Origin of the sequence: Chitinophaga eiseniae, from assembly GCF_012641265.1 — a bacterium.
GTDB lineage: Bacteria > Bacteroidota > Bacteroidia > Chitinophagales > Chitinophagaceae > Chitinophaga > Chitinophaga eiseniae_A.
Window position 1 is genome coordinate 167739 of sequence record NZ_JABAHZ010000002.1, and the last position, 21073, is coordinate 188811.

The 21073-nt window shown below is 39.7% G+C and carries 16 protein-coding genes; 1 reads left to right on the plus strand and 15 read right to left on the minus strand.

Features of this window, described 5'->3' with window-relative positions; all coding sequences use genetic code 11:
- Window positions 1–8: 8 nt before the first annotated feature.
- The 9 genes from wecB to HGH91_RS08280 form a co-directional block, all read right to left on the minus strand.
- Window positions 9–1145 (minus strand): non-hydrolyzing UDP-N-acetylglucosamine 2-epimerase, encoded by a 1137-nt coding sequence (gene wecB / locus HGH91_RS08240; protein ID WP_168738003.1) that lies wholly within the window; start codon window positions 1143–1145, stop codon window positions 9–11.
- Window positions 1146–1157: 12 nt separating this feature from the next.
- Window positions 1158–2279, minus strand: coding sequence for an NAD-dependent epimerase/dehydratase family protein (locus HGH91_RS08245; protein WP_211092248.1), 1122 nt, complete (start codon window positions 2277–2279; stop codon window positions 1158–1160).
- Window positions 2280–2289: 10 nt separating this feature from the next.
- Entirely contained in the window at window positions 2290–3291 is a 1002-nt protein-coding gene (locus tag HGH91_RS08250) for a polysaccharide biosynthesis protein (RefSeq protein WP_168738004.1), read from the minus strand.
- A gap of 38 nt (window positions 3292–3329) precedes the next feature.
- Complete coding sequence (locus HGH91_RS08255; protein ID WP_168738005.1) at window positions 3330–4436, minus strand: glycosyltransferase family 4 protein; 1107 nt, start codon at window positions 4434–4436, stop codon at window positions 3330–3332.
- Between the two features lie 57 nt (window positions 4437–4493).
- Entirely contained in the window at window positions 4494–5471 is a 978-nt protein-coding gene (locus HGH91_RS08260; RefSeq protein WP_168738006.1) for a glycosyltransferase family 2 protein, read from the minus strand.
- Window positions 5468–6832 (minus strand): O-antigen ligase family protein, encoded by a 1365-nt coding sequence (locus HGH91_RS08265; RefSeq protein WP_168738007.1) that lies wholly within the window; start codon window positions 6830–6832, stop codon window positions 5468–5470. Before HGH91_RS08265 ends, HGH91_RS08260 begins: the two co-directional genes overlap by 4 nt.
- A 6-nt stretch (window positions 6833–6838) precedes the next feature.
- Entirely contained in the window at window positions 6839–8134 is a 1296-nt protein-coding gene (locus HGH91_RS08270) for an oligosaccharide flippase family protein (protein ID WP_168738008.1), read from the minus strand.
- Window positions 8135–8327: 193 nt separating this feature from the next.
- Window positions 8328–9401, minus strand: coding sequence for a Wzz/FepE/Etk N-terminal domain-containing protein (locus HGH91_RS08275; RefSeq protein ID WP_168738009.1), 1074 nt, complete (start codon window positions 9399–9401; stop codon window positions 8328–8330).
- A gap of 64 nt (window positions 9402–9465) precedes the next feature.
- Window positions 9466–11949 (minus strand): SLBB domain-containing protein, encoded by a 2484-nt coding sequence (locus HGH91_RS08280; RefSeq protein ID WP_168738010.1) that lies wholly within the window; start codon window positions 11947–11949, stop codon window positions 9466–9468.
- 536 nt (window positions 11950–12485) lie between these two features.
- Here HGH91_RS08280 and HGH91_RS08285 point away from each other — a divergent pair.
- Window positions 12486–12986 (plus strand): RNA polymerase sigma factor, encoded by a 501-nt coding sequence (locus tag HGH91_RS08285; protein WP_168738011.1) that lies wholly within the window; start codon window positions 12486–12488, stop codon window positions 12984–12986.
- A gap of 45 nt (window positions 12987–13031) precedes the next feature.
- Here HGH91_RS08285 and HGH91_RS08290 read toward each other — a convergent pair whose 3' ends face one another.
- From HGH91_RS08290 to HGH91_RS08315, 6 genes are all read right to left on the minus strand, one after another.
- A complete protein-coding gene (locus HGH91_RS08290) occupies window positions 13032–14246 on the minus strand; it encodes a sterol desaturase family protein (RefSeq protein ID WP_168738012.1) in 1215 nt (404 codons plus the stop codon).
- A gap of 224 nt (window positions 14247–14470) precedes the next feature.
- Complete coding sequence (locus tag HGH91_RS08295) at window positions 14471–15883, minus strand: RtcB family protein (RefSeq protein ID WP_168738013.1); 1413 nt, start codon at window positions 15881–15883, stop codon at window positions 14471–14473.
- Window positions 15884–15889: 6 nt separating this feature from the next.
- Window positions 15890–16522 carry a hypothetical protein gene (locus HGH91_RS08300; protein ID WP_168738014.1) on the minus strand — a complete coding sequence of 211 codons (633 nt, stop codon included), beginning with the start codon at window positions 16520–16522 and terminating at the stop codon, window positions 15890–15892.
- Window positions 16523–16759: 237 nt separating this feature from the next.
- Window positions 16760–17821 carry an AAA family ATPase gene (locus tag HGH91_RS08305; RefSeq protein ID WP_168738015.1) on the minus strand — a complete coding sequence of 354 codons (1062 nt, stop codon included), beginning with the start codon at window positions 17819–17821 and terminating at the stop codon, window positions 16760–16762.
- Between the two features lie 960 nt (window positions 17822–18781).
- Window positions 18782–19354: a DinB family protein gene (locus HGH91_RS08310; RefSeq protein WP_168738016.1), complete on the minus strand. Its 573-nt coding sequence runs from the start codon at window positions 19352–19354 to the stop codon at window positions 18782–18784.
- 574 nt (window positions 19355–19928) lie between these two features.
- On the minus strand, window positions 19929–21011 hold the full coding sequence (locus HGH91_RS08315; protein WP_168738017.1) for a PA0069 family radical SAM protein: 1083 nt from the start codon (window positions 21009–21011) through the stop codon (window positions 19929–19931).
- Window positions 21012–21073: the final 62 nt, after the last annotated feature.

Here is a 21073-nt window from a genome sequence, read left to right on the forward strand (position 1 = left end):
GCTTCCATTTAAGCGTTTCCGCTCCAAACAACTCTTTTTACATAATCCACATAAGAAATAATAATCCGTACCACTTTATCTGAAACATTTGGCATAGAGTAATCTGCAACGAGGTTAAAATTCCTTACGTCCCGTTGCTGATATTTCAATTGTTGTAGTCCTTGTAAAATTCTTTCAGGATGTAACCCCACCATCATTACGGCAGCTTCCTCCATTGCCTCAGGTCTTTCATGAGCTTCCCGAATATTGAGAGCTGGGAAATTAAGGATGGAGGATTCTTCTGAAATAGTACCACTATCTGACAATACCGCCTTTGCATTCATTTGTAAAGCGATATAATCACTTAATCCAAACGGTTTCATTAATTGCACCAAAGGATCCAGGACTATTTGTTTAGCCTCTATCATCTTTCTTGTTCTGGGATGGGCAGAAACGATTACAGGCATTTTAAATTCAGCCACTATCTGATTCAACGAAGCGATAAGGTTTTCAAAACTACGTTCCTGATTGATGTTCTCCTCCCGATGAGCAGATACGACAAAATATCTATCCCGATGAAGTTGCAGAGTTTCCAGGATCGTAGATGATTTTACCTTCGGAAGATAGTGATGCAATACTTCAAACATGGGGCTGCCAGTCTTAATAACACGGTCAGGCGAAAGCCCTTCCCGCAGTAGATATTCCCTGGCAATTGATGAATAAGTAAGATTAATATCACTGATATGATCTACAATCTTCCTGTTTGTTTCTTCTGGTACCCGCTGATCAAAGCATCTGTTACCGGCTTCCATATGAAAAATAGGTATCTTTCTTTTCTTAGCAGGAATAGCACATAAACAACTATTGGTATCTCCCAATACTAAAAAAGCATCAGGTTGCTCTTTTTCAAGGATTGGATCAATGTTAATCAGGATTTGCCCGATAGTAACGGTTGCACTTGCTCCGGCGGCATCCAGGAAGTAATCAGGTTTTCTGAGTCCCAGGTCTTCAAAGAAGATCTGATTCAATTCATAATCATAATTCTGTCCGGTGTGTACCAATACATGATCAATTGCTTCAGACTCATCCAGCTTGGCTAACACCCGGGATAACCGGATAATTTCCGGCCTTGTACCTACAACCGTTATTACTTTTAATTTTTGCATTATAAAATTATATCACACTTGTAAAAAATAAGTATCTGGTCTGTTTTGATCAAACATTTCGTTCGCCCAAAACAACGTTATCAACTCTGAGCTGCCAGTGTTTGTTATATTATGTGTATAGCCGGGTGGAATATCCACTACCTGCGGCTGTTCCCCATTTACAGGGTATTCTATTACCTCCTCATCATCTATTTTCCGAAAACGAATTATGGCTTCCCCCTTTATCACCAGAAACTTTTCTGTTTTTGTGTGATGAAAATGGTTGCCCCTTGTAATGCCTGGATGCGTACTGGATATAAATATCTGTCCCATGGCATTATGTTTTATCCACTCAAAAAGGCTCCCCCTGTTGTCAACATTTAGCTTCATTGGATAGCTAAACTCATTTTCAGGCAAATAAGTAAGATAAGTGGAATAAAGATACTTTCGCAGCGTATCTCCATTAATCGGGAGCCGTAAAGATTCACGTCCCTCTTTAAAAGATGTTATTGTTTCAGCAAGGGCTCCCAATGTTATTGTGAACTTTGTTGAAATATCCTCAAAAGAAAAACTACTTTGACGAACAGGTTTATCTAAATGCGATAAGAATGCGCTTACCACATCATCCACATACGACAATGTTAATTGATAAGCAGGATCCCTAATTTCAAGAGGAATGTTCCTGGCTACATTGTAGCAAAAAGTAGCGACTACGGAATTATAATTAGGCTTACACCATTTACCAAAAATACCAGGCAAACGATATAACACTACTTCATGAATATTATCTTTGGCAAATGATTTTGCCAGTTCCTCTGCCGCTAATTTGCTTTTGCCATATGGATTATCTTGTTCCGCCTGGGCAGAAGAGCTGATGATAATTTTCGAGGGAAATGTGTTTGATTTTATGTGACCCAGGATATCTGCGGTAAGCAAAGTATTGCCCGTATGAAAGTCATCCGGATGCACAGGTCTGTTAACTCCTCCAAGATGATATATAACTGCCGCATTTTTCAGTATTCCAGCATAATCATTTACAGGCGTTTCTCTCGTTATCTCATATACTTCTACCTCTTTTTGTTGCTTCAGATGGGCAACAAGATTTCTACCTATAAAGCCATTAGCGCCGGTGACAACAACTTTCATTGCTTCCATGAGCGGTATTTTAACTGTTTAGTTCCTTTTTTATATATCCCAGCTTTAACAGCAAGGCTTTCATTTCTTCCTTATCCAGTCTGTGGGTATTATGCGAATGATAGTCATCCATAATAGCCATCTTCTGTTCTCCTTCAACAAAGTACTTTCCATAGTTCAAGTCTCTGTCATCGGGGGATATTTTATAATAATCACCCAAGTCTGTTGCTTTTGTCAGCTCCTCTCTGGTCACAAGGGTTTCGTACAGCTTCTCACCATGCCTGGTACCGATTATTTTAAGGTCAGTGGGTTTAAACAAATCGAATAAAGCATGAGCCAGATTTTCGATAGTAGAACCAGGTGCTTTCTGTACAAAAATATCTCCTGTACTTCCGTGTTCAAATGCAAATAATACCAGTTCTACTGCGTCTTCCAGAGACATCATAAACCGGGTCATGTTAGGATCTGTAATCGTGATAGGCAATCCCTGTTTTATTTGCTGTACAAATAATGGAATAACAGAACCCCGAGAAGCCATTACATTTCCATATCTCGTACAAACAATAGTAGTCTCTGAGTCCACGCGGGACTTAGCAACTGCTATCTTCTCCATCATAGCTTTTGAAATCCCCATAGCATTAATAGGGTAAACTGCTTTATCCGTACTTAGACAAATCACTTTCTTCACACCATATTTTATGGCAGAATTAAGTACATTCTCAGTGCCGATAGCATTTGTTTTAACAGCTTCAAAAGGATAAAACTCGCAGGATGGAACTTGCTTCAACGCAGCTGCATGAAAAATATAATCAACACCTCTCATTGCAAAATCCAGGCTCTGAGGGTCCCTTACATCTCCAATATAGAATTTCACTTTATCACTTTTCAATTGAAGTCGCATATCATCCTGCTTCTTCTCATCGCGACTGAAAATTCTTATTTCTCTGATATCTGAATTAAGGAAACGTTTTAAAACTGCATTTCCAAAAGAGCCTGTTCCTCCTGTTATTAAAAGAGTTTTTCCAGCAAACATAAATTTTATCTTTTTGGATTGTATAAATATTGTCGAAACTATATTGTATTAAGTACTTCGATGTACTTTTCACTTGTTTGTAATTCTGAGAACTTTTGCTGAATGGATTGCCGGAAATCAACACCTTCTCTACTTTTATACGTTTTACTAGTGAGAATTTCTGCTAATCCCTTGTAGTCATCAGCATTAAAATAAACCGCTAATCCAAGAGAAACCTCCCGGCACACTTCCAGGTCAGACAATACGCAAGGTGCGTTAAAATACATGGCTTCCACAACAGGCATTCCAAGCCCTTCAAACTTAGTTGGTAAAATAAAGCATTCGCAATGTTGATAACAGTACTTGAGTAATTGGTTCGAAATATATCCGGTTAAGAATATTTTTTCTTTAACTGCCTCATTCAAAGAATCATAATAGGCTTTCGAGTCCGCGTCCATCCTCTCATAATAACCAACCAATACCAGGTTTGCCAATCCTCCCTGCGTTGCGTATATCTCATATGCCTTTAATAAAGTAACTACATTTTTATGCTTAAGAATAGAAGATACACTTAAAAAATAAGGGCGATCCAAGGGATATGCTGATAAATCCTCGGGAATATCTCCATCAAATTTTCTAAAATTGAAATAGTTGTAAGCTACACTTACTTTTCCGCTTGCTTTTGTATAATGCTGAATAACATCATTTGCGGTAGCATTTGAAATAGCAATGATCCTATCTGCATTTCTGATAGATGGCGGAATCAACAGCTTTCGTTGCATACGCATTAAAGTGTTATTCAAAAGATGCTTGCGTAAGAATAATAAGTCGTGAATTACCAATACAGATTTACACTTCTTAAAAACTGCGGCATAGTTATATGTAGACAAAATCACATCATCTGGATGCAGCTGTAGCTGCTCTGCCAATTGATTTTGAATGACCAGTAACTTCCATCGGCTGCTTACATTAAACGGCGTAATAAGAAATCTGGACGCATATTTTTCGAATGACACAACTGATTTTTTTTCACAGGCTATTATGACCGTTTCCGCCTTTAATTTGCTATAATGAGCAAAAAAATAATCCAGCAAGTTAAATAGATATTCTTGGTATCCAAATGCCTTCTTATCTTCAAAAATCAGACAATCAATTACTAATTTCATATATCACAAATTTCGCAAAAACATACTGTTCCTATTTAATAACCAGATAAATAACGTTTATTGTGGTTCTCTAAATTTTGAAATCAACAATATATAGTATAAAAATGTTTGTACAGTACCCTGACGTTTTACATTATTTCTGTAACCAAACAACAGGATAGGAAAACCACCCTGCTTGGCCAATCTTACAAATTCTTGTAAAAAAGATTTATTTTTCGTCGGCATGCCAGTCGCAGTCCACGCCAGTAAATCCTCAACCAGCAATATTCTTTTATTCTTTGTTGCAACCATTTCCTTCCATCCGCCCAAAATCCTTTTTATCCTGCTGGTTAATGTACCTGACTTGAGTCCCACTGATACATTATCCTGATGTTGCCGATATAGCATGGTTGGTTGAGGAATAAAAACAATGTGCCCCATTGCTGCTGCTACCAATGCGATCCAATAATCATGATTAACGCCAAATTTTGAAATAGGGCCTATTAAGCTTACAAGATTACTATTCATCATCATTGTGCACCCCCATAAAAAATTCTGACTTACCAACTTATTCAGAACTGCTTCGGGGTGTTGGGAAAATCTATAGGCAATATGCGGCTTTGCTTTTAATGGATTCAGATTTTCATCAACATAAGAAAAATCAGTATGGATTAAAATTGGTGTATCCTTCCCCAGCATCTTCTCCGTCTCCAGCATATGCTCTAACGTTAACATGATTTTATCAGCATTCCATACATCATCCTGATCAGCAAGCATGAGATATTCACATTTCCCAGTTACACTTTTGATCAACTGTCCAAAATTTTCGCGTGCTCCCAGGTTTTTTTTGTCATCCTCCAGAAGACTTATTCTAATATCTCTTTTTGCATACCTTCGGATAACAGCTACAGTATCATCAACAGAACCATCATCTCTTATTATCAACTCCCAATTTGTATATGTTTGATTAATTATACTCTCAATCTGCTCCTGGATATACTTACCTCCATTGTAGACAGCCATTGCAATAGTAATCTTCGAATTATAACTCATCATTTCTTATCGCATTTATAATTACATTGCTTACCATAAATATGATAGAAGTTTATTACCATAATTGGCAAGAATATAGCCCACATATTTTCATATGACTGAAGATATGGGTTGGTTGCATTTGCTAGCAAAAAGCTTAATGCTCCTACCAGCACCGGCAATACGTAATATGTATATGTATTGGAAATTTTCATTATAGATATCCCTTTGTAAAAAATCCAGAAAAGAAGATAACCATAGATAAGTATGCCAACCAAACCCGTCTGAAACAATAAAGCTAAATAACTTAGTTCATAAATCCACGGTGTTTCCTGGCTTCTGATAATGTAATGAGAGGCCGTACCATGGCCTTGTCCAAGGATAGGATAATCCAGCCAGCTTTTCAACAGTCCGTTAAATTGCAGCGCCCTGAGATAAGGGCTTTCCCCCGCACTTGAGGTATCAAAATTAAAACCAGCAAAAAACACGTTAGATAGTGCTGTAAAATCAACCAGTTCGAAAAAATTCAGTACAATTCCAATAATGATAATGCCACCCACAAAGTATAAAAGCATTTTCTTTACATGACGCCTGAATACAGCATCAACTTTTACTTTACCCAATTTTAAGAATATCCATACAAAAATGGGTGTCAGTAAGATGTTTAATATCAGAATTCGTCTTGCTGTAAATACCACGGCAACTACCCCCACTATAAAGGTTATATATAACAATATCTTGTTGATCTTGAAAGGTAATTGCTTTAAAAAAATAATCAGTGTAAGTACATAGGGTATTAAAAAAATAAGTGCCGTGGCGGATGGAATAACAATTTTCTGATAATTATCGTTATCCGGATCTGTAGCCATGTCTACCATATCCAATGGAATAACCTGAGGTAAAAAACCCAACATCATTAATGTTGCAGAAATGCAATAAAGCCCTATTAACAGAGCAGCATATATCATTGTTTTATATAAAACATCAATAACATAGCGTTTTTGTACCCCTGTCACAAAAAATAAATACAGTATAGGCCAGACTATGTTTACTGTGGCGGAACGGAAAATATACGAGATGACATTCCCCTCTATCAACAAGGCAGTGATAGTAAAAAACAACCCATACAGGATAAATATGCAAAACCATATCATTACTGGTCGTGACAGTCCTGTATTTTTCCGCAAAAAAATTCTTGCACTAATTGCGACTAATATACAGACAATTAGTACCGCCTTTATGGGAAGCAGTTTATAAGGTGCAAACAACATCAGGCTCAATAAAAGGGCACCCAAGTAAACAAATATCTGTTCCAATCTCACAAATAGCCTTACCCCAAGTTCTTTTCCTTTTCTGAGTTGTTCGTATGCTAAAACATCACTCATCTACTTTCATTTATTTATTCTTTTTAACAGTGAATACTGTGGATATTTAACATGCAACAAAATATTTAATCCAAAGGTTATGTATAATTCTGTTATAAGCACAGAGGTAACCGTCCCCCATGCTTTGAAATAATAGGATAAAACAAAATTTATCAAAATATTCAAAACGCACCCGCTTATCAATATCGTACTGTATGCCTTCCTTAAATTATAAGCCAACAGTACCTGATAAGCAGGAATATCAAATAACACAATTATTGGCAAAAAGGAGAATAATTTCAGGAGATTTGAAAGCTCGACATTTTTTCCTTTTATCGCATATAAAACAATGTAATCGGAAAAAAGGAAAATACATATACAGCTGGCAATGATTATATAAGCAAAAGGTATGAATGCCGTTTTCAAAAACCGGCGGGTTTTATCAAAAGGTTCATTTGTAATTTTACACATATATGGATAAACAACCTGTGAAAAAACAATTAGCAACTGTTTTACTGCTAACACTACCTTTTCCGCAATACCATAATATCCGAGTGTCATCCGGTTCGCAAACATTCCCAATAAAAAAGTATTGGAATTTACATAGACACTTACTGCAAAGCCTGAAATAAATAAAGAAGTACCATCTTTAATTTCCTTAAAAATTTCTTTTATTGGAATCCGAACATATGATATATTATATTTTTTTTTTATTAATATATAACAAATTACACAAGAAAAAAGTCCTCCTAGTCCCTGCAGCAGGTTAACAAGAATATAATGCTCAGGAGTTCGCACTATAATAAAAATCAATCCGATAAAACAGAGTTTTGATATGGCATTCAACATAGCAATAAACCGCATATCCTCTAATCCCTGGAAGAACCATATTGGTAGAAGAGTTTGGGTTAATACCAATATAAAACTGCAATAATGTAATAACAGCTCTTTTCTAAAGACCGGAATAATATATACAATAACTGTAAATAGTATAAAAGCAATACAATATAATAATAATTTACTCTGTATAACCCGGTTAAAAATATGATTTACAGCGACCTCATCATCGCGGCTTATGGATATATCTCTGGTAGCAGAAAGATTAAATCCATAGTCAGTAAAAATGGCAAAATAAGTAACAAAGGCATATGAAAATACCACAGAACCATATTTTTCGATTCCCAATACCTTTACAATATGTGGTATAATTATTATTGGGGCCAAAAAATTGATCACCTGGTACATGGAAAGATATAGATAATTTTTTACCAGAACTGAGCGATGTAATTTGCCTGTCACTAAACCCTTGAGATACGGTATCATTTCTTTTTTTTAAAAATTAGCAGCTAAATAGCTGAGCAACTTTATCTAATACATAAACAGCTGGTTCTCAAAATCCCCCTATTCATTTAAAAAATTTACTCTTTAAGCCTTAAAATTAAAGATCCGCATCAGGTAATACATTAAAACAGATAGCCCAGTCGCAATGGATGACCTAATAAACAAGCTGAGGCTACTACGCCATTACTTCAGCGTATAACTTTCTTAGTATAAGAATTACGCATGCAAAGAAAACAGCAACAAATCCACCAAATATTGCGCCTTTCAACTTCCCTAACTTTTCCTGTTTAAGAGGCAGTATTGGTTTATCAATGACTTGTATCAATGGAATGTCCTGTAACATACTCATTTTACTTACTTCCAGGTTTTTCAATACCTCACCATAAATCGTTTGCAAAATCATCTTATCCCTCGAATCTAATTCCAAACCTACAGTAGCAATCCTTTTTGCCGGATTCTGATTAATATCCTGTATAGTTGCTGCTGCATAGGTTTTTCGATTCAATAACTGTTCCATTGAATCTGCCTTCTGTTGCAGCTTGTCAACATTACTTTTCGATCTCAGCGTTTTAGTATCCACATAAAAGTCTATTGCATCCTTTACCAGATTTTCTGTGAATTGTTGCGAAAAAAACTCACTTTTTGAATCGCAGCTCACAGCAATAAAACTGAGTTTCTTGTCAACTTTTTCTACAATGAGATTCTTTTCCAGTATTTCCTTACATAATTCTCCAAGAACACTGTCTTGTACCAATGAAAACTTCTTTCGGTCAACATCTACCGGAAAACTGATATTAGCAAGCTCTATTTTTTTCTTCCATTGCTTATGCTTCTCATTTATTGATATGTATAAATCAGCCAAGGTCATCTTTTTGTTAACATTTACTGCTTCAGTTAATAATGCCTTTTCAATCATCAGTCTGGATTTCAAAAAACCAATGATATTATCTCCTGCAAATACTCCGCTGGTAGAAGTTCCTGACAAGTCAATACCGAACTGGCTGGCAATACCAGCATAAGCACTCAAAGGGTTAGATTTATTATCTTCCACAATGAATGTTAATTCTGCTTTATAAGTTGGCCGCTTAATAACGGAATAAAATATTCCCAAACCTATACCAAGTATACCTACAATAGCAATTATCAGCCATTTTGTTAACAAAAAATTAATCCATTTGCGGGCCTTCAATATCAATTCCTTTATTGACATTTCAGTATCTCCAGCAATATTTTGCCCGTACTGATCCATTGCGTTATTACTTTAATTATTGTTGTCTCTATTTCTTTATGATGATTATATCAAATAAGTCATCTTATTTAATCGTATTTAACAAAGTCACTATCAGCAATGCTACAGAAGCCATTCCACTCGCCAAACCAACAGCCTCACCTGTTGTCAAGCCGGCGCGTTCCTTCCTTGTTGGTACATAAATTTCTGCACCTGGCTTCACCTTCGGATATGAGTTGAAGAAAAATACCTTCCGCGTGTTTTTCACTTCACCATTAGCATATACAATATAGCTCCTTCTCTTCAAGGCCTGAGATGTAAAACCACCAGACCCTGTTACGTAATCTTTAAATTTATACCGCTTATCAAACCTTACTTTCTTTGGAAAGTAAACTTCTCCGAATAATTGTACTGTTTGTAGTCTCTTCGGCACCTTGATCATATCTCCTTCTTCCAGCAGCAAATCATATTTAGATCCAGGGTGCTTCATGATCAGATCGAGGTTAATACCCAGCAACTGCTCATGTCTGCTGACTGCTCCTTTCATTCGTTTAATATCACTGCTGTCTTGTAATTTATTATAAAACACTTCCAACTTGTTACTCATCAAGATACTATCCGCTTCATTGATAAAAGTCTTTCTTAACATAACAGCCCCTTCAGCGTATGCCTCCGGACGTAATCCTCCTGTTCTCTTGATCACATCAGAAATCCTTTCTGAACGTGTATTGATGGTATACGCACCTGGATATACTACTTCACCACCAATCTGAACATTGGCCTGGGATGAATAGGCTGGTAAACGACGCACTACCACTTCATCAAATGGCTGCAGTATAAAAGACTTTACCACTGAACTATTTCTAAGATCTGCCTCTACATCAAACTGTTCAATAATTGCCTTCGCACTATCTTCAGGTCTATATTCTCCACTACGGATTCTGCGAGATATTTCCACTCTATTAACAGAGGCCGCATCCTGAAACCCTCCCGCTAACAAAATCAAATCTTCCAGATGCATACTATCACCATAATTGAAATACCCTGGATTATTCACCAAACCTTCAATTCTTACCTGGTAACTCTCTCTTAATTCAAACTTTGAATAAATCATTACACTGTCCTCTTTTTCCAGTGAGACTTGTTCCTTACCAGAGAGAATATTCTGCACATTGAAATTAATATAGGCAGGCGTAAAATCTGGCTGCAAACGACGAATTAACCCTCTTGATAAAGAAGCCACTTCTTTTACACCATCTGCTCTCTTTATTAAATCCAGCATTGTCATACCCGGCTCCAAAGCGTAATTTCCAGGATGAAATACAGCACCTGTAATCGTTACTCGGTTACTGAACCTATTTAGGATAGAATCTATAAAAAACTGATCCCCAGATTTCAACTTGAAGCTACCTATTTCACTGGCTGGTATATTTACTACTTCCCGCTCTTTATTGTTCACCCGATAGGCCCTTACATTATCCCTAAAAGAGACATCGGTATAACCACCTGCATAATTGATAATCTGCTGCAGCGTTTCATTCTCTTTTGCTTCAAAGATAGCTGGACGCTTAACTTCACCGGACAACTCTACTCTGGTTTTATAGGGATTCACTTTCACAATATCTTGATCCTGAAGAATAATATTATTTGTCAAATCTCCATTGGCAAGAAAATCATATAAGTCAAAGACAACAATTGCTTGTCCGCTACGAATCACCTGGATATTCCGGAACGAACCATTTTCATTAGGCCCTCCAGACACATATAATGCATTCGCAACTGACGCAAGGGAAGGGATAGTGTAGGAACCGGGTCGCTCCACCTCTCCAATCATTAATACCCTGATACTTCGGATACTACCTAATGACATCTGCACAAAAGTATTTCCTGCTTTTATTCCGGAATATATGGTGGCTAACTGCTTAGTGATACGGGTTTTTGCCTCTTCTATTGTAAGGCCATTTACATACACTGGTCCCAAATTAGGTATGCGAATATATCCATCAGGAGTCACCTTCAGACGATGCTGCACTTCTGAATAACCATATACATCGATAAGAATTTCATCATCTGCTGCCAGACGATAATTAGGAGGTGTTGGCATTCGAAGGTTAGGCTCGAAGGTTAGGTTCTTGTTAGAAAAAAGTTCTGAACCAAATATCTGTTTCCGTTTGTTGGCTTGAATTCTTTCCTCCTTAGAGACACCTTTATTATCTATATTCAATTCCTCTGTTGCATCTCCAACCTGGCGCGTGCCATACTGATCGTCCTCTCCGGTTTTTTTCCCTGAATGCTGGATAAACTCTTTGTCCAATCCCAGTTGTTGAATTCGTTCCTTTAGCTTGACAACCTCTGAAGCAGAAATTCCCTTTTGTTGAGCATAAACATCAAGGTCATCCATCGTCATGTTCCTCTTCTTCATTTCCGCCACGAGCTGCCTTATCTGATCATCGCTAAGTGCATCTACCTTTACCTGAGCTATCTGGTCTTTAGGATATGGAGTTATCTGAGCTGCCACTCCCAATGTAATAAACAGGAACAGTTGGACCAACAATAATTTTCTTAACATGTATAATAGTATCTAGACTTTCTCGAATATCTTTTTTGGAAACAAATTTCACCTGGGCAACTTGACAAATTACGCCAAATAAGTTGCAAATCTATTAAAAATAACATATAAATGTTAGGGCAATCAAAATTCTAACACTTTTACGCTGAAATAATTATTACTAATTTATTGCATGTTTAAACATGTAGCAAAAAAGCTTGTTCCCCCTTCTACAAAAATGTTTCCAAATATTAAATGATAACTAATTTTAAGACGATTATAATGTATTCAATTTTATGATATAATAATTACCTGCTACTAAAATCCTTTTGTTCCTCTTTTACGTTAGTCTTTATAGAGTCGAGCTGTGTTACCTGTTTTGAAAAATCCAAATCATACTTAAACTACCACCTGTTTTATCGATCTAAGTATTGGCATAAGACCAATTGATTGATAATCAATTTTTTACGAGAAAAGTCATTTATTAGCCTCCACCTGGCACCGTCTGAATACAGTACCCCCTTTGTTTAAATCAATTAAGGCAAAACTTAAACATTATGTCGTCTGTTGAATTTAACACCTTGCTTATCGGAAATGCAGATTTCCTGAAACCCTTTGCTTTTACCCTCACTAAAGATGCCGAACAGGCAAAAGATCTTTACCAGGAAACCCTTTTCAGAGCCCTGTCTAACCAGGAAAAATACCTGGAAGGCACCAATATCCGCGCCTGGCTATTCACCATTATGCGGAATATCTTCATTAATCATTACCGTAAAAGATTGAAACACAGGATGATCGCGGAACCAAGCGCCAGCGATTTCTTTATAAATTACCAGCAGAACGCAGTAAGTAATAAAGCGGCCTCTAACTTACAGATGAAAGATATCCATGTGGCGGTATATCACCTCCCCAGTATCTTTAAAAAGCCGTTTATGCTATATTATGAGGGATACAAATATTTTGAGATCGCCAATATCCTTCATGAACCCCTTGGCACTATCAAAAGCAGGATACATTTTGCCCGGAAAATATTGAAATCCCAAGTCCCCAGGCAATAAGGACATACGGCACAGCTAGCCTGAAGGCGCTTCAGGCCGATTCTCTTATGACCTGGGATAGCCATATACCAATCGCAGGTAATACTCCTTTAAGTGCGACTGGAAATAAAAAGCCATGATCATGATAACAGCCGCGGCGCAGAGGAACCCAGCATGCGGCCATATATAATAACCCGCCAGGCACAATACCAGGTACCGGGCGTACTCCAGGTAAAAAACCCACTTCTTTTGCTCCATAATAGCCCCACAATTGATCAGGGTCAATAATATCAGGAGTGTAACACATACCTGGATAAAAACCGGCACGTAGTATTCCAGTAACAGGAAGGAAAACAATACCAGTAGCGTCGCGATAATCTGCCACAATACGTACCGGATTAGCCGGGGCGCCTCTGCCTGCGGATTCCTTAAAAGAAACGCTTCTTCCAAAACCCTCCTGGCATCCGGATCAATGTAATCGGGTTTACCAAATATGATACGCAGCTTATTACGCCAGCCACTGGCCCGACGCACCGAATACAACATTTCCAGGATAAAATGAAAATGCTGCCACAGGAAACTGTTACTCTCCAAAGGCTTGGTGAGCCCGTACACCGGCTCTTCGTCCTCTTTCACAAAAGTTCCGAACAACTTGTCCCAGATAATAAATACATCTCCATAATTCTTATCCAGGTATTGCGGATTACTGGCATGATGCACCCGGTGATGCGAAGGCGTTACCAATATATATTCCAATATCCCCAGTTTCCCAATTGTACGGGTATGAATAAAAAACGGGTACAACCCATGCACCAACAGCATACTGGTGATCATCGCCGGCGGAAAACCAATCACCGGCAATATAGCCCAGAAACCGGTACGTATAAACGCCTGGAATACAGTAATCCTGGCGGATACGGTATAGTTAAACTCCTCACTTTGATGATGCACCACATGCGCACACCAGAATACCGTTACCTCATGCGCCAACCGGTGATACCAATACCACACAAAATCAGTACACATCAATAAGGCCACCCACAACAATACACTGCTCTTAATATCAAAAATGGCAAAATGACGGTACAACCAGTCATATACAAAATAAAAAAGCCCCACCGTAAAGGTATCCAGTAGCCGCTCCGCTATACCCACACTCAGGTTAGTAACAGAATCGTTAAATTTAAAATACTTCTTCCCCTGTTTACCCGCTACCAGGTATTCCAACCCAATAAACGTCAGGAAAAAAGGAACAGCCAATGCCAGGTAATTTAGATGCACGTTGTAATTTTTAAAATCCGGAATAAAAGCGCGACACAGGTCTTCTTACATGGTGCCAGCCCATGCAAGGATATCAGATAAATAAGTGGTGGTGGTAAATTATCTATCGCAATAATAAGTAATAAAATCCAATTATCCTACTAAATAAGTAGACTAGTAAAGTACGAAAGGCGAAAAACAACTTTCGTTGTCTTCCGCCTTCGCTTCATTGCATCTCTCTTTTATTAATCTTCCGGAGGTCCTCCATCGGCCATCCTGACCACTTTGGGTATAAACCGGCCAATTACTTCTACCAGGTCTGTTTGCGATGCCATCACCGTACTGATATTTTTGTACGCACCCGGCGCTTCATCCAGCCCACCACCGATCAGCGTTACGCCATGTTCCTGTAACACGGCATTCAGCTCCTGGGGAGTAATAGACGCCAGGGCCTTGGTACGCGACATTTGCCGGCCAGCTCCATGAGAAGCCGATTGTAAACTACGCTCCTCTCCTTTTCCTCTCACAATAAACCCGGGAGCAGTCATAGAGCCGGGGATAATACCCAACACGCCCTTACCAGCTGGCGTAGCCCCCTTACGGTGCACAATCACTTCCTTTCCCTGGTACATTTCCTTCCAGGCAAAATTATGATGGTTCTCTACTCTTGCCAGCAAAGTAGCGCCAGTGGCTTTGATCAGCCGTTTATGTATCAGGTGGTGACAGGCCGACGCATAGTCGCCTGCCAGGTTCATAGCCAGCCAATACTCCTGCCCTTCTTCTGTATCCAGGTCCAGGTAAGCCAGGTGCTGTACCTCTTTAGGCAATGGACACAACTCTTTGGCTAATTGGGTATAGTGTCCTGCTATCTGTGCACCCATTCCCCGGGAACCGGAATGCGACAACAAGCCTACATAATTGCCCGGCGCCAGGCTCCATTCGTTATTAATATCTGTAATCGTCACAATTCCCCACTCCACAAAATGGTTCCCTGAGCCGGAAGTACCCAATTGCCCCGCTGCTTTATCCAACAGGTTACGTACAAACCGGATGTCCTTAAATTCACTTCTTTCCAGTACCGGGTCGGCTTCCCGCTTTTTCCACTCGGCGCCCGCGCCAAATTTGGTATGACTGGTCAGCTCCTTCACATACGCCGCTTCATTGGTATATAGCGAATGTTCGGGCAAATCCAGTATACTTAAACACATACGGCAACCGATGTCTACCCCAACGCCGTAAGGGATGACGGCATTCTCTGCAGCCAGCACACCACCAATCGGCAGCCCATATCCCTGGTGCGCATCCGGCATCAGGGAGCCAGCTACGGCTACGGGCAAACGAACCGCGTTATTGATCTGCCGGATAGCGCCTTCTTCTATATAATCTTTTCCGTAAACCGTATATGGAACAGGCGTAGCCCTCAATTCAATCTCTGGCGGCGCCACTGGTTCTAATAACTGCTCTGCAATAGTTCCCAATACCGGATCACTCACATATGCAGCCGGATCGGCCAGTATCTTCTTTAACAATTCAATTGCTTCTTCCTGGCCCAGGTGACTGAAATGTGTTTCCATGACCCGGATAGCAGTACGAAATACGGGTCTTTGCGGGTAACCAATTTCCAGTAATGTTTTGCCTCCGATTTTAGTGTGTGCCATATGAGGTTAATTTTTGACAAACCATTCGTCCTGCAATATTTGCAGCAGGGTACGATGCGGATGTTGGTACTTTTTTTTATCAGTAAAAATCCAATGCCTTTTGCCGGAACTTTTACTTCGGGTTAATTTAAAAATTCTATGTCGTAGCTGATGGCGTTCTATATAGTTGCCCAGCTGATCTATCTGGGAAAGTAGCTCTGGCATAATCATTCTTGTTTGCGTGATCATATTGGGCCGCACTCTCAGTACAAATCTCCAGGGTTCTTTAAAAACATACCGCTTAACGGGTTGTTTACATTTCCCGATAAAGATAACCCGTTCTTCAAAACAAGCCGCTTCTTTATCTGAAAATTGCAATCGTTTAAATTGCTCCGCACATGGATGCAATAGAGCCTGTGGCTTCTTCACCAGCTTCTTCCTGCCATGTGATCGTTTCTTTACGCTGAAGTCGCGCCGGTGGCTATAATCGAAAGTATTAATTTTTTGCAATAACTGCCTGTAAAAATCAGCCATACGGCTTCTTTCCACATCATCTCTTAAAACGAAAAACCGTTTATATCCTTTCATTACCGGCGGATCCAGCGGCACATATCCCCGCTGATTCCATGCTCTCCATAATTCGGATTCCTTCCTGTACAAAGAAAGAATCGATTTATCATACTGCGTTTTCGCATCACGCAGCCTGCGTCTGGCAGTTCTTATCCGTGATGATGCGATGTATTCATCAATGTCTGTTTGTATTTGATTGTCCATAAACAATAGTGACTTCGCCTGATCAATACCTCTGCACGGTGGCGGAGGTTGTTTACTATGCGGTATCGTATGGACATAAATTCTTTTCTCATAACAGTTATTTTATTTGGGGTGATGAATACGTTATGCAATTTCTCCGAGCGATGTTCTCCTGAAACCAATCACATGTTGCTTAGTTTCAAACGATGGCTCATGTTGGTTGGCAATCTCGGCAACTGTCATGGGTTTCTCGATGATGCTATCAAATCCCATATGCCGGGAAAGCTGCTGCGCCTTTGCTACCGGCAGGCGCTTAAACTCATACTTGGCAATGAGCCGGCCTTTTCGCAGCAAAGCGCTGTCGATGGATGACAAGTCGCTGTTGAAAGAACATACCAGCTGTATATTCAGGCAGTCTGCCAGCAACCCGTCAGATAAATTGAGCAGGTTGGAAACGGATGAATTCCCGGTAAACTTGCGGTCCATGATCACATTCTCTGCATCTTCAATCACCACTACACAATTCGGATTGTCGATCAGTAGTTCCATAAACTCAGGATTCATAATATTGCTGGCCAGATCAGGAGAAACAAATAATACCCGCTTCTTGATCTTCCCGATCAGGTAGCGCAGGTAAGTGGTTTTACCTGTTCCCGGCAGACCGTGTAATAACACAATACCTTTATCCTTATCTTTCTTCAGTCGTTGTTGTATGATTTTGTCTACCTCTTTAAAGTCGTCGTCATACAACATCCCGATATCCAGCCGGGTACGTTTTATTTCGAGGCTTTTTAGCTCTAATCCCCTGCGGCCACTGGTGATCAGGTTGATTTCATGCGGTTCCCTGCGTTGCTTTTCCTTGAATCGGGTAACCATCTCCGTTACCTCCGATATAAAATCCGGCACTGTTCCGTCGTGCAATATTTCGCAAATCGACATCCAGAAAGACACCACACAATGATTGTTTAGCACCATCACCGTTCGATTATGTTTGTACTTTTTCTTCTTGTTGTCATAATCGGTATAGCGATGGGTATGAAGTATACTGGCCTGGTATGTTTTGGTAAACAGGGCAGCTGCTTTATCACCATCTATTTCATAAATGTTATTGATATCCGGGATGGCATTAAAATGGAAAGTATATACCCCTTTCGCATCAAAATGATCTCCATCAGTAATATCTATCTGCTTAACTATATGCTTCATGTTATGATCTTCTTTTGTTTAACTCCCGTTTGATAAAGGTTTACCAGGACCGCTGCGGGTCCTGGGTAAATCCGGTTTATCAGGTGGGGAAATACAGGTTATCCTTATGATAGCCTGGTGATGGGGGTTAAATGGCAAACAGAGACGAAAAAAACATCTTCTTTAAAGGAGTGAAAGCGGAGCAGGATTACTCCGCCTGCCTGTTTATGATGTACCTCCTCAAATAATCTCTTGCCTTTGCAATACAAAAAAACCCGGCCTGTTTTCACGGACCGGGATACTAACGTTAACGTATATACTACGTTAAGGCATACCTTGTCCGTTTAGCATCCCATGCTGGCATGCTATCCTGAAACCATTTACTGCGGCGGATTTGAATCCTTTTTGTATTTGCTGGTAAATTCATTATCAGTGTACGTGATAACAAAAAAGCCCGGATCCATGGACCCGGGCTTCTGTTATACTTACAAATATTATTAAGCTACCTGTAACCATAAAACGCCCGGAACCCGCAATCCTCTTGCGCTAAGCAAGGGATGGAGCTGCCAATATTTAGATTAAAGCGTTTCATGTTTATAAGTTTGTTCTATTATTAATTTTTAACGATGCAAAGATAACAGGATATATTTTGATATTGCAAATTTTTAACAAAATATTTCAAAAAATATTTTTATACTATCACCGGACGTGGATTTAACCTCTTCCATCAAATAGCCCCAAACGCCCGGTGGCATTACCCTTCAGCACTGCTTCACCTGTCCTATAGTTTTCTTGTTTGCTCACTGAGCAGTTGTTATGGTGATAACTATCGTCAACGTATATACGATAATAATATCACGCTTACATAGTACTCCAAACTATTTTCGTGCTGTATTTTAGCACTAAAAAAGGCCGGAGCATGAAAGCCCGGCCTTAATAACTACAGGATTAACAAAAACGGAAGTTGGTGGTCGACCTAAATTATATTAATACTGCATTCTCTTCGTACTCCTTCTGGAGACGCTGCATTTGACGGATATGCCGTTCAATATGCTTGGTGAGAAAGTAGATGTATTGATAAATATCCAGTTTACCGAGTTGGTTAACAGACATATTGGTAAATACAAGCACCCCTTCTCCGTTCTTCAGCAAAGACAGGTTATACATGCATTGCGCATATTGCTGTTTCAGGAGGGCTTTTATTTCCGCTATATCTTTAAACCCGGTAGGTTCCATATGTTCTGGTCTTACCCAGCCAAAGGATTTACTGCCGATAACATCTATCTGGTCAAATTTATCCTGGTAATCGGCTGGCAATATCACCGTATGGCCGGTTTTCTTACGTTCCAGCGCACGGCGGGTGCTCTTGTTAATGATCAGCAGGAGGAAATAATTGGTCAATGCAATGTGTTCCAATACTTCCCTGATATTCCATTGATCACGGTCTGGTTTGAAGTGCAGTAATGCCTGGTCTTTTTCAAACCACTGATCTAACTCCCTGAAATTGGTGAGTAAGGCCTCTCTTACAACCTGGATAACGTTTCTGTTTCTCATCATCTAACGTTTTTGGGATTATGCACTTTACTTATTACTAATAGAATGGGTTAGCGCATAACATCATTTAAAAAATACTTGTTCCATTTTTATGCCGGATTGGCCACAAAAAAACCCGGCCGCATTTACGGACCGGGCTATAATGATGAGCGTTATCTCACACTATCGCATACCTTGTCCGTATGGCTTTTTAAAGGCAAAGCCATCCCGTTTACGCCATGAGGCGCATTTTTCTTGCATTATAGTTATCGCTTGAAATTCTTTCAATGTCGTCATTTCATTACTGCTTCTAAAGCAAAAAGTCCCACACTTTTATTTAGTGCGGGACTTTTGTTTATATCGTTTGATAACTTCTTCTATCGTTAACAATCGGTGCAACACGCCCGCAATCTGGCCTTGACCTGCTTTTGCTTGCAGGCCATCGCTGAAAACTCGTATGTTGATATAAGTTGCACAGTTATTTTTTGTTCTTTCAACAAAGATAATTTTTATTTTTTTTATTACACAAAAAAATACCCTACTTTTTTCGTGGACTTAACAATTAGTTCAAACTGCCACGTTCTTTGGGGATCTGTCAGAACAAACTTAACTGGGCATTGGGTCGCCGAAACGCGTCTGTATTGAATTCGAAGCGTTCCTGGTTCATCCCGTTTTTCTTTGTATGAATTTTAAATTGCTGCTTAATCAAATCGGCAATATTGCCTGTTCCTCTCATTCTTCTGCCAAATTCACTGTCATTCACCGTTCCACCATGCATACTTTCTATGTGATGCCATACCTTGTCGGCCCGGTCGGGGAAGTTTTTATAGAGCCAGTCGTTGAAAATGATCTTTACCGCATCATTTAGCCGGACCACCGTATACCCCGCATACTTAGCGCCATTGGCTGCAGCCGCCTCCAGGAGCCGGGGAATTTCATGATCGTTTAATCCCGGGATGATAGGTGCCGTCATAACGCCAACGGGTATACCAACATCACTCAGCTCCTTTACTATCTTTAAGCGCTGTGCCGCCGTGGTGGTACGGGGCTCCATTTTCTGGCGCAACTCCTCTTCCAGCGTGGTGATAGACACATATACACAAACCAGGTTATCTTGTGCCAGCTGCTGCAACAGGTAACGGTCGCGCAGTACCAGCGAGTTTTTGGTGATAATCCCCACCGGCTGTTTGTATTCCAGCGCCACCTCCAGCAGTTGCCGGGTAAGCCACATCTTGCGTTCCACAGGTTGGTAACAATCGGTATTACCCGATAATGAAATAGGCTTAGGTACCCAGTTCTTATTATCCAGGAACTTCCGCAGCAGTTCCGGCGCATTATGCTTTACAATGATTTTCCGCTCAAAGTCAAGACCAGCGCTCAGTCCCCAGTACTGATGCGTATTACGCGCATAACAGTAAATACAACCATGTTCGCAGCCCTGGTAGGGATTCATGGAAAACCACATCCCCACATCCGGACTATCCACTTTATTGACCAGCGTTTTCGCATGCTCTTCAAATACCTGGGTTGGTACATCTGCCTGCCACCACTCGTCAATACCTTCAGCGTGCTCCTGGGCATATTCATCTGCCAGGAACCTGTTCTTAGGGTTTATCTGCGCACCACGGCCTTTGTAATACTGAGGTGCAGATTCCCCTTCCTGGAATGGCAAAGTCATAACTAAATATTTTAGTAAAACTACTAAAATATTTAGTTATTCAAATAATTTGTTTTATGAGA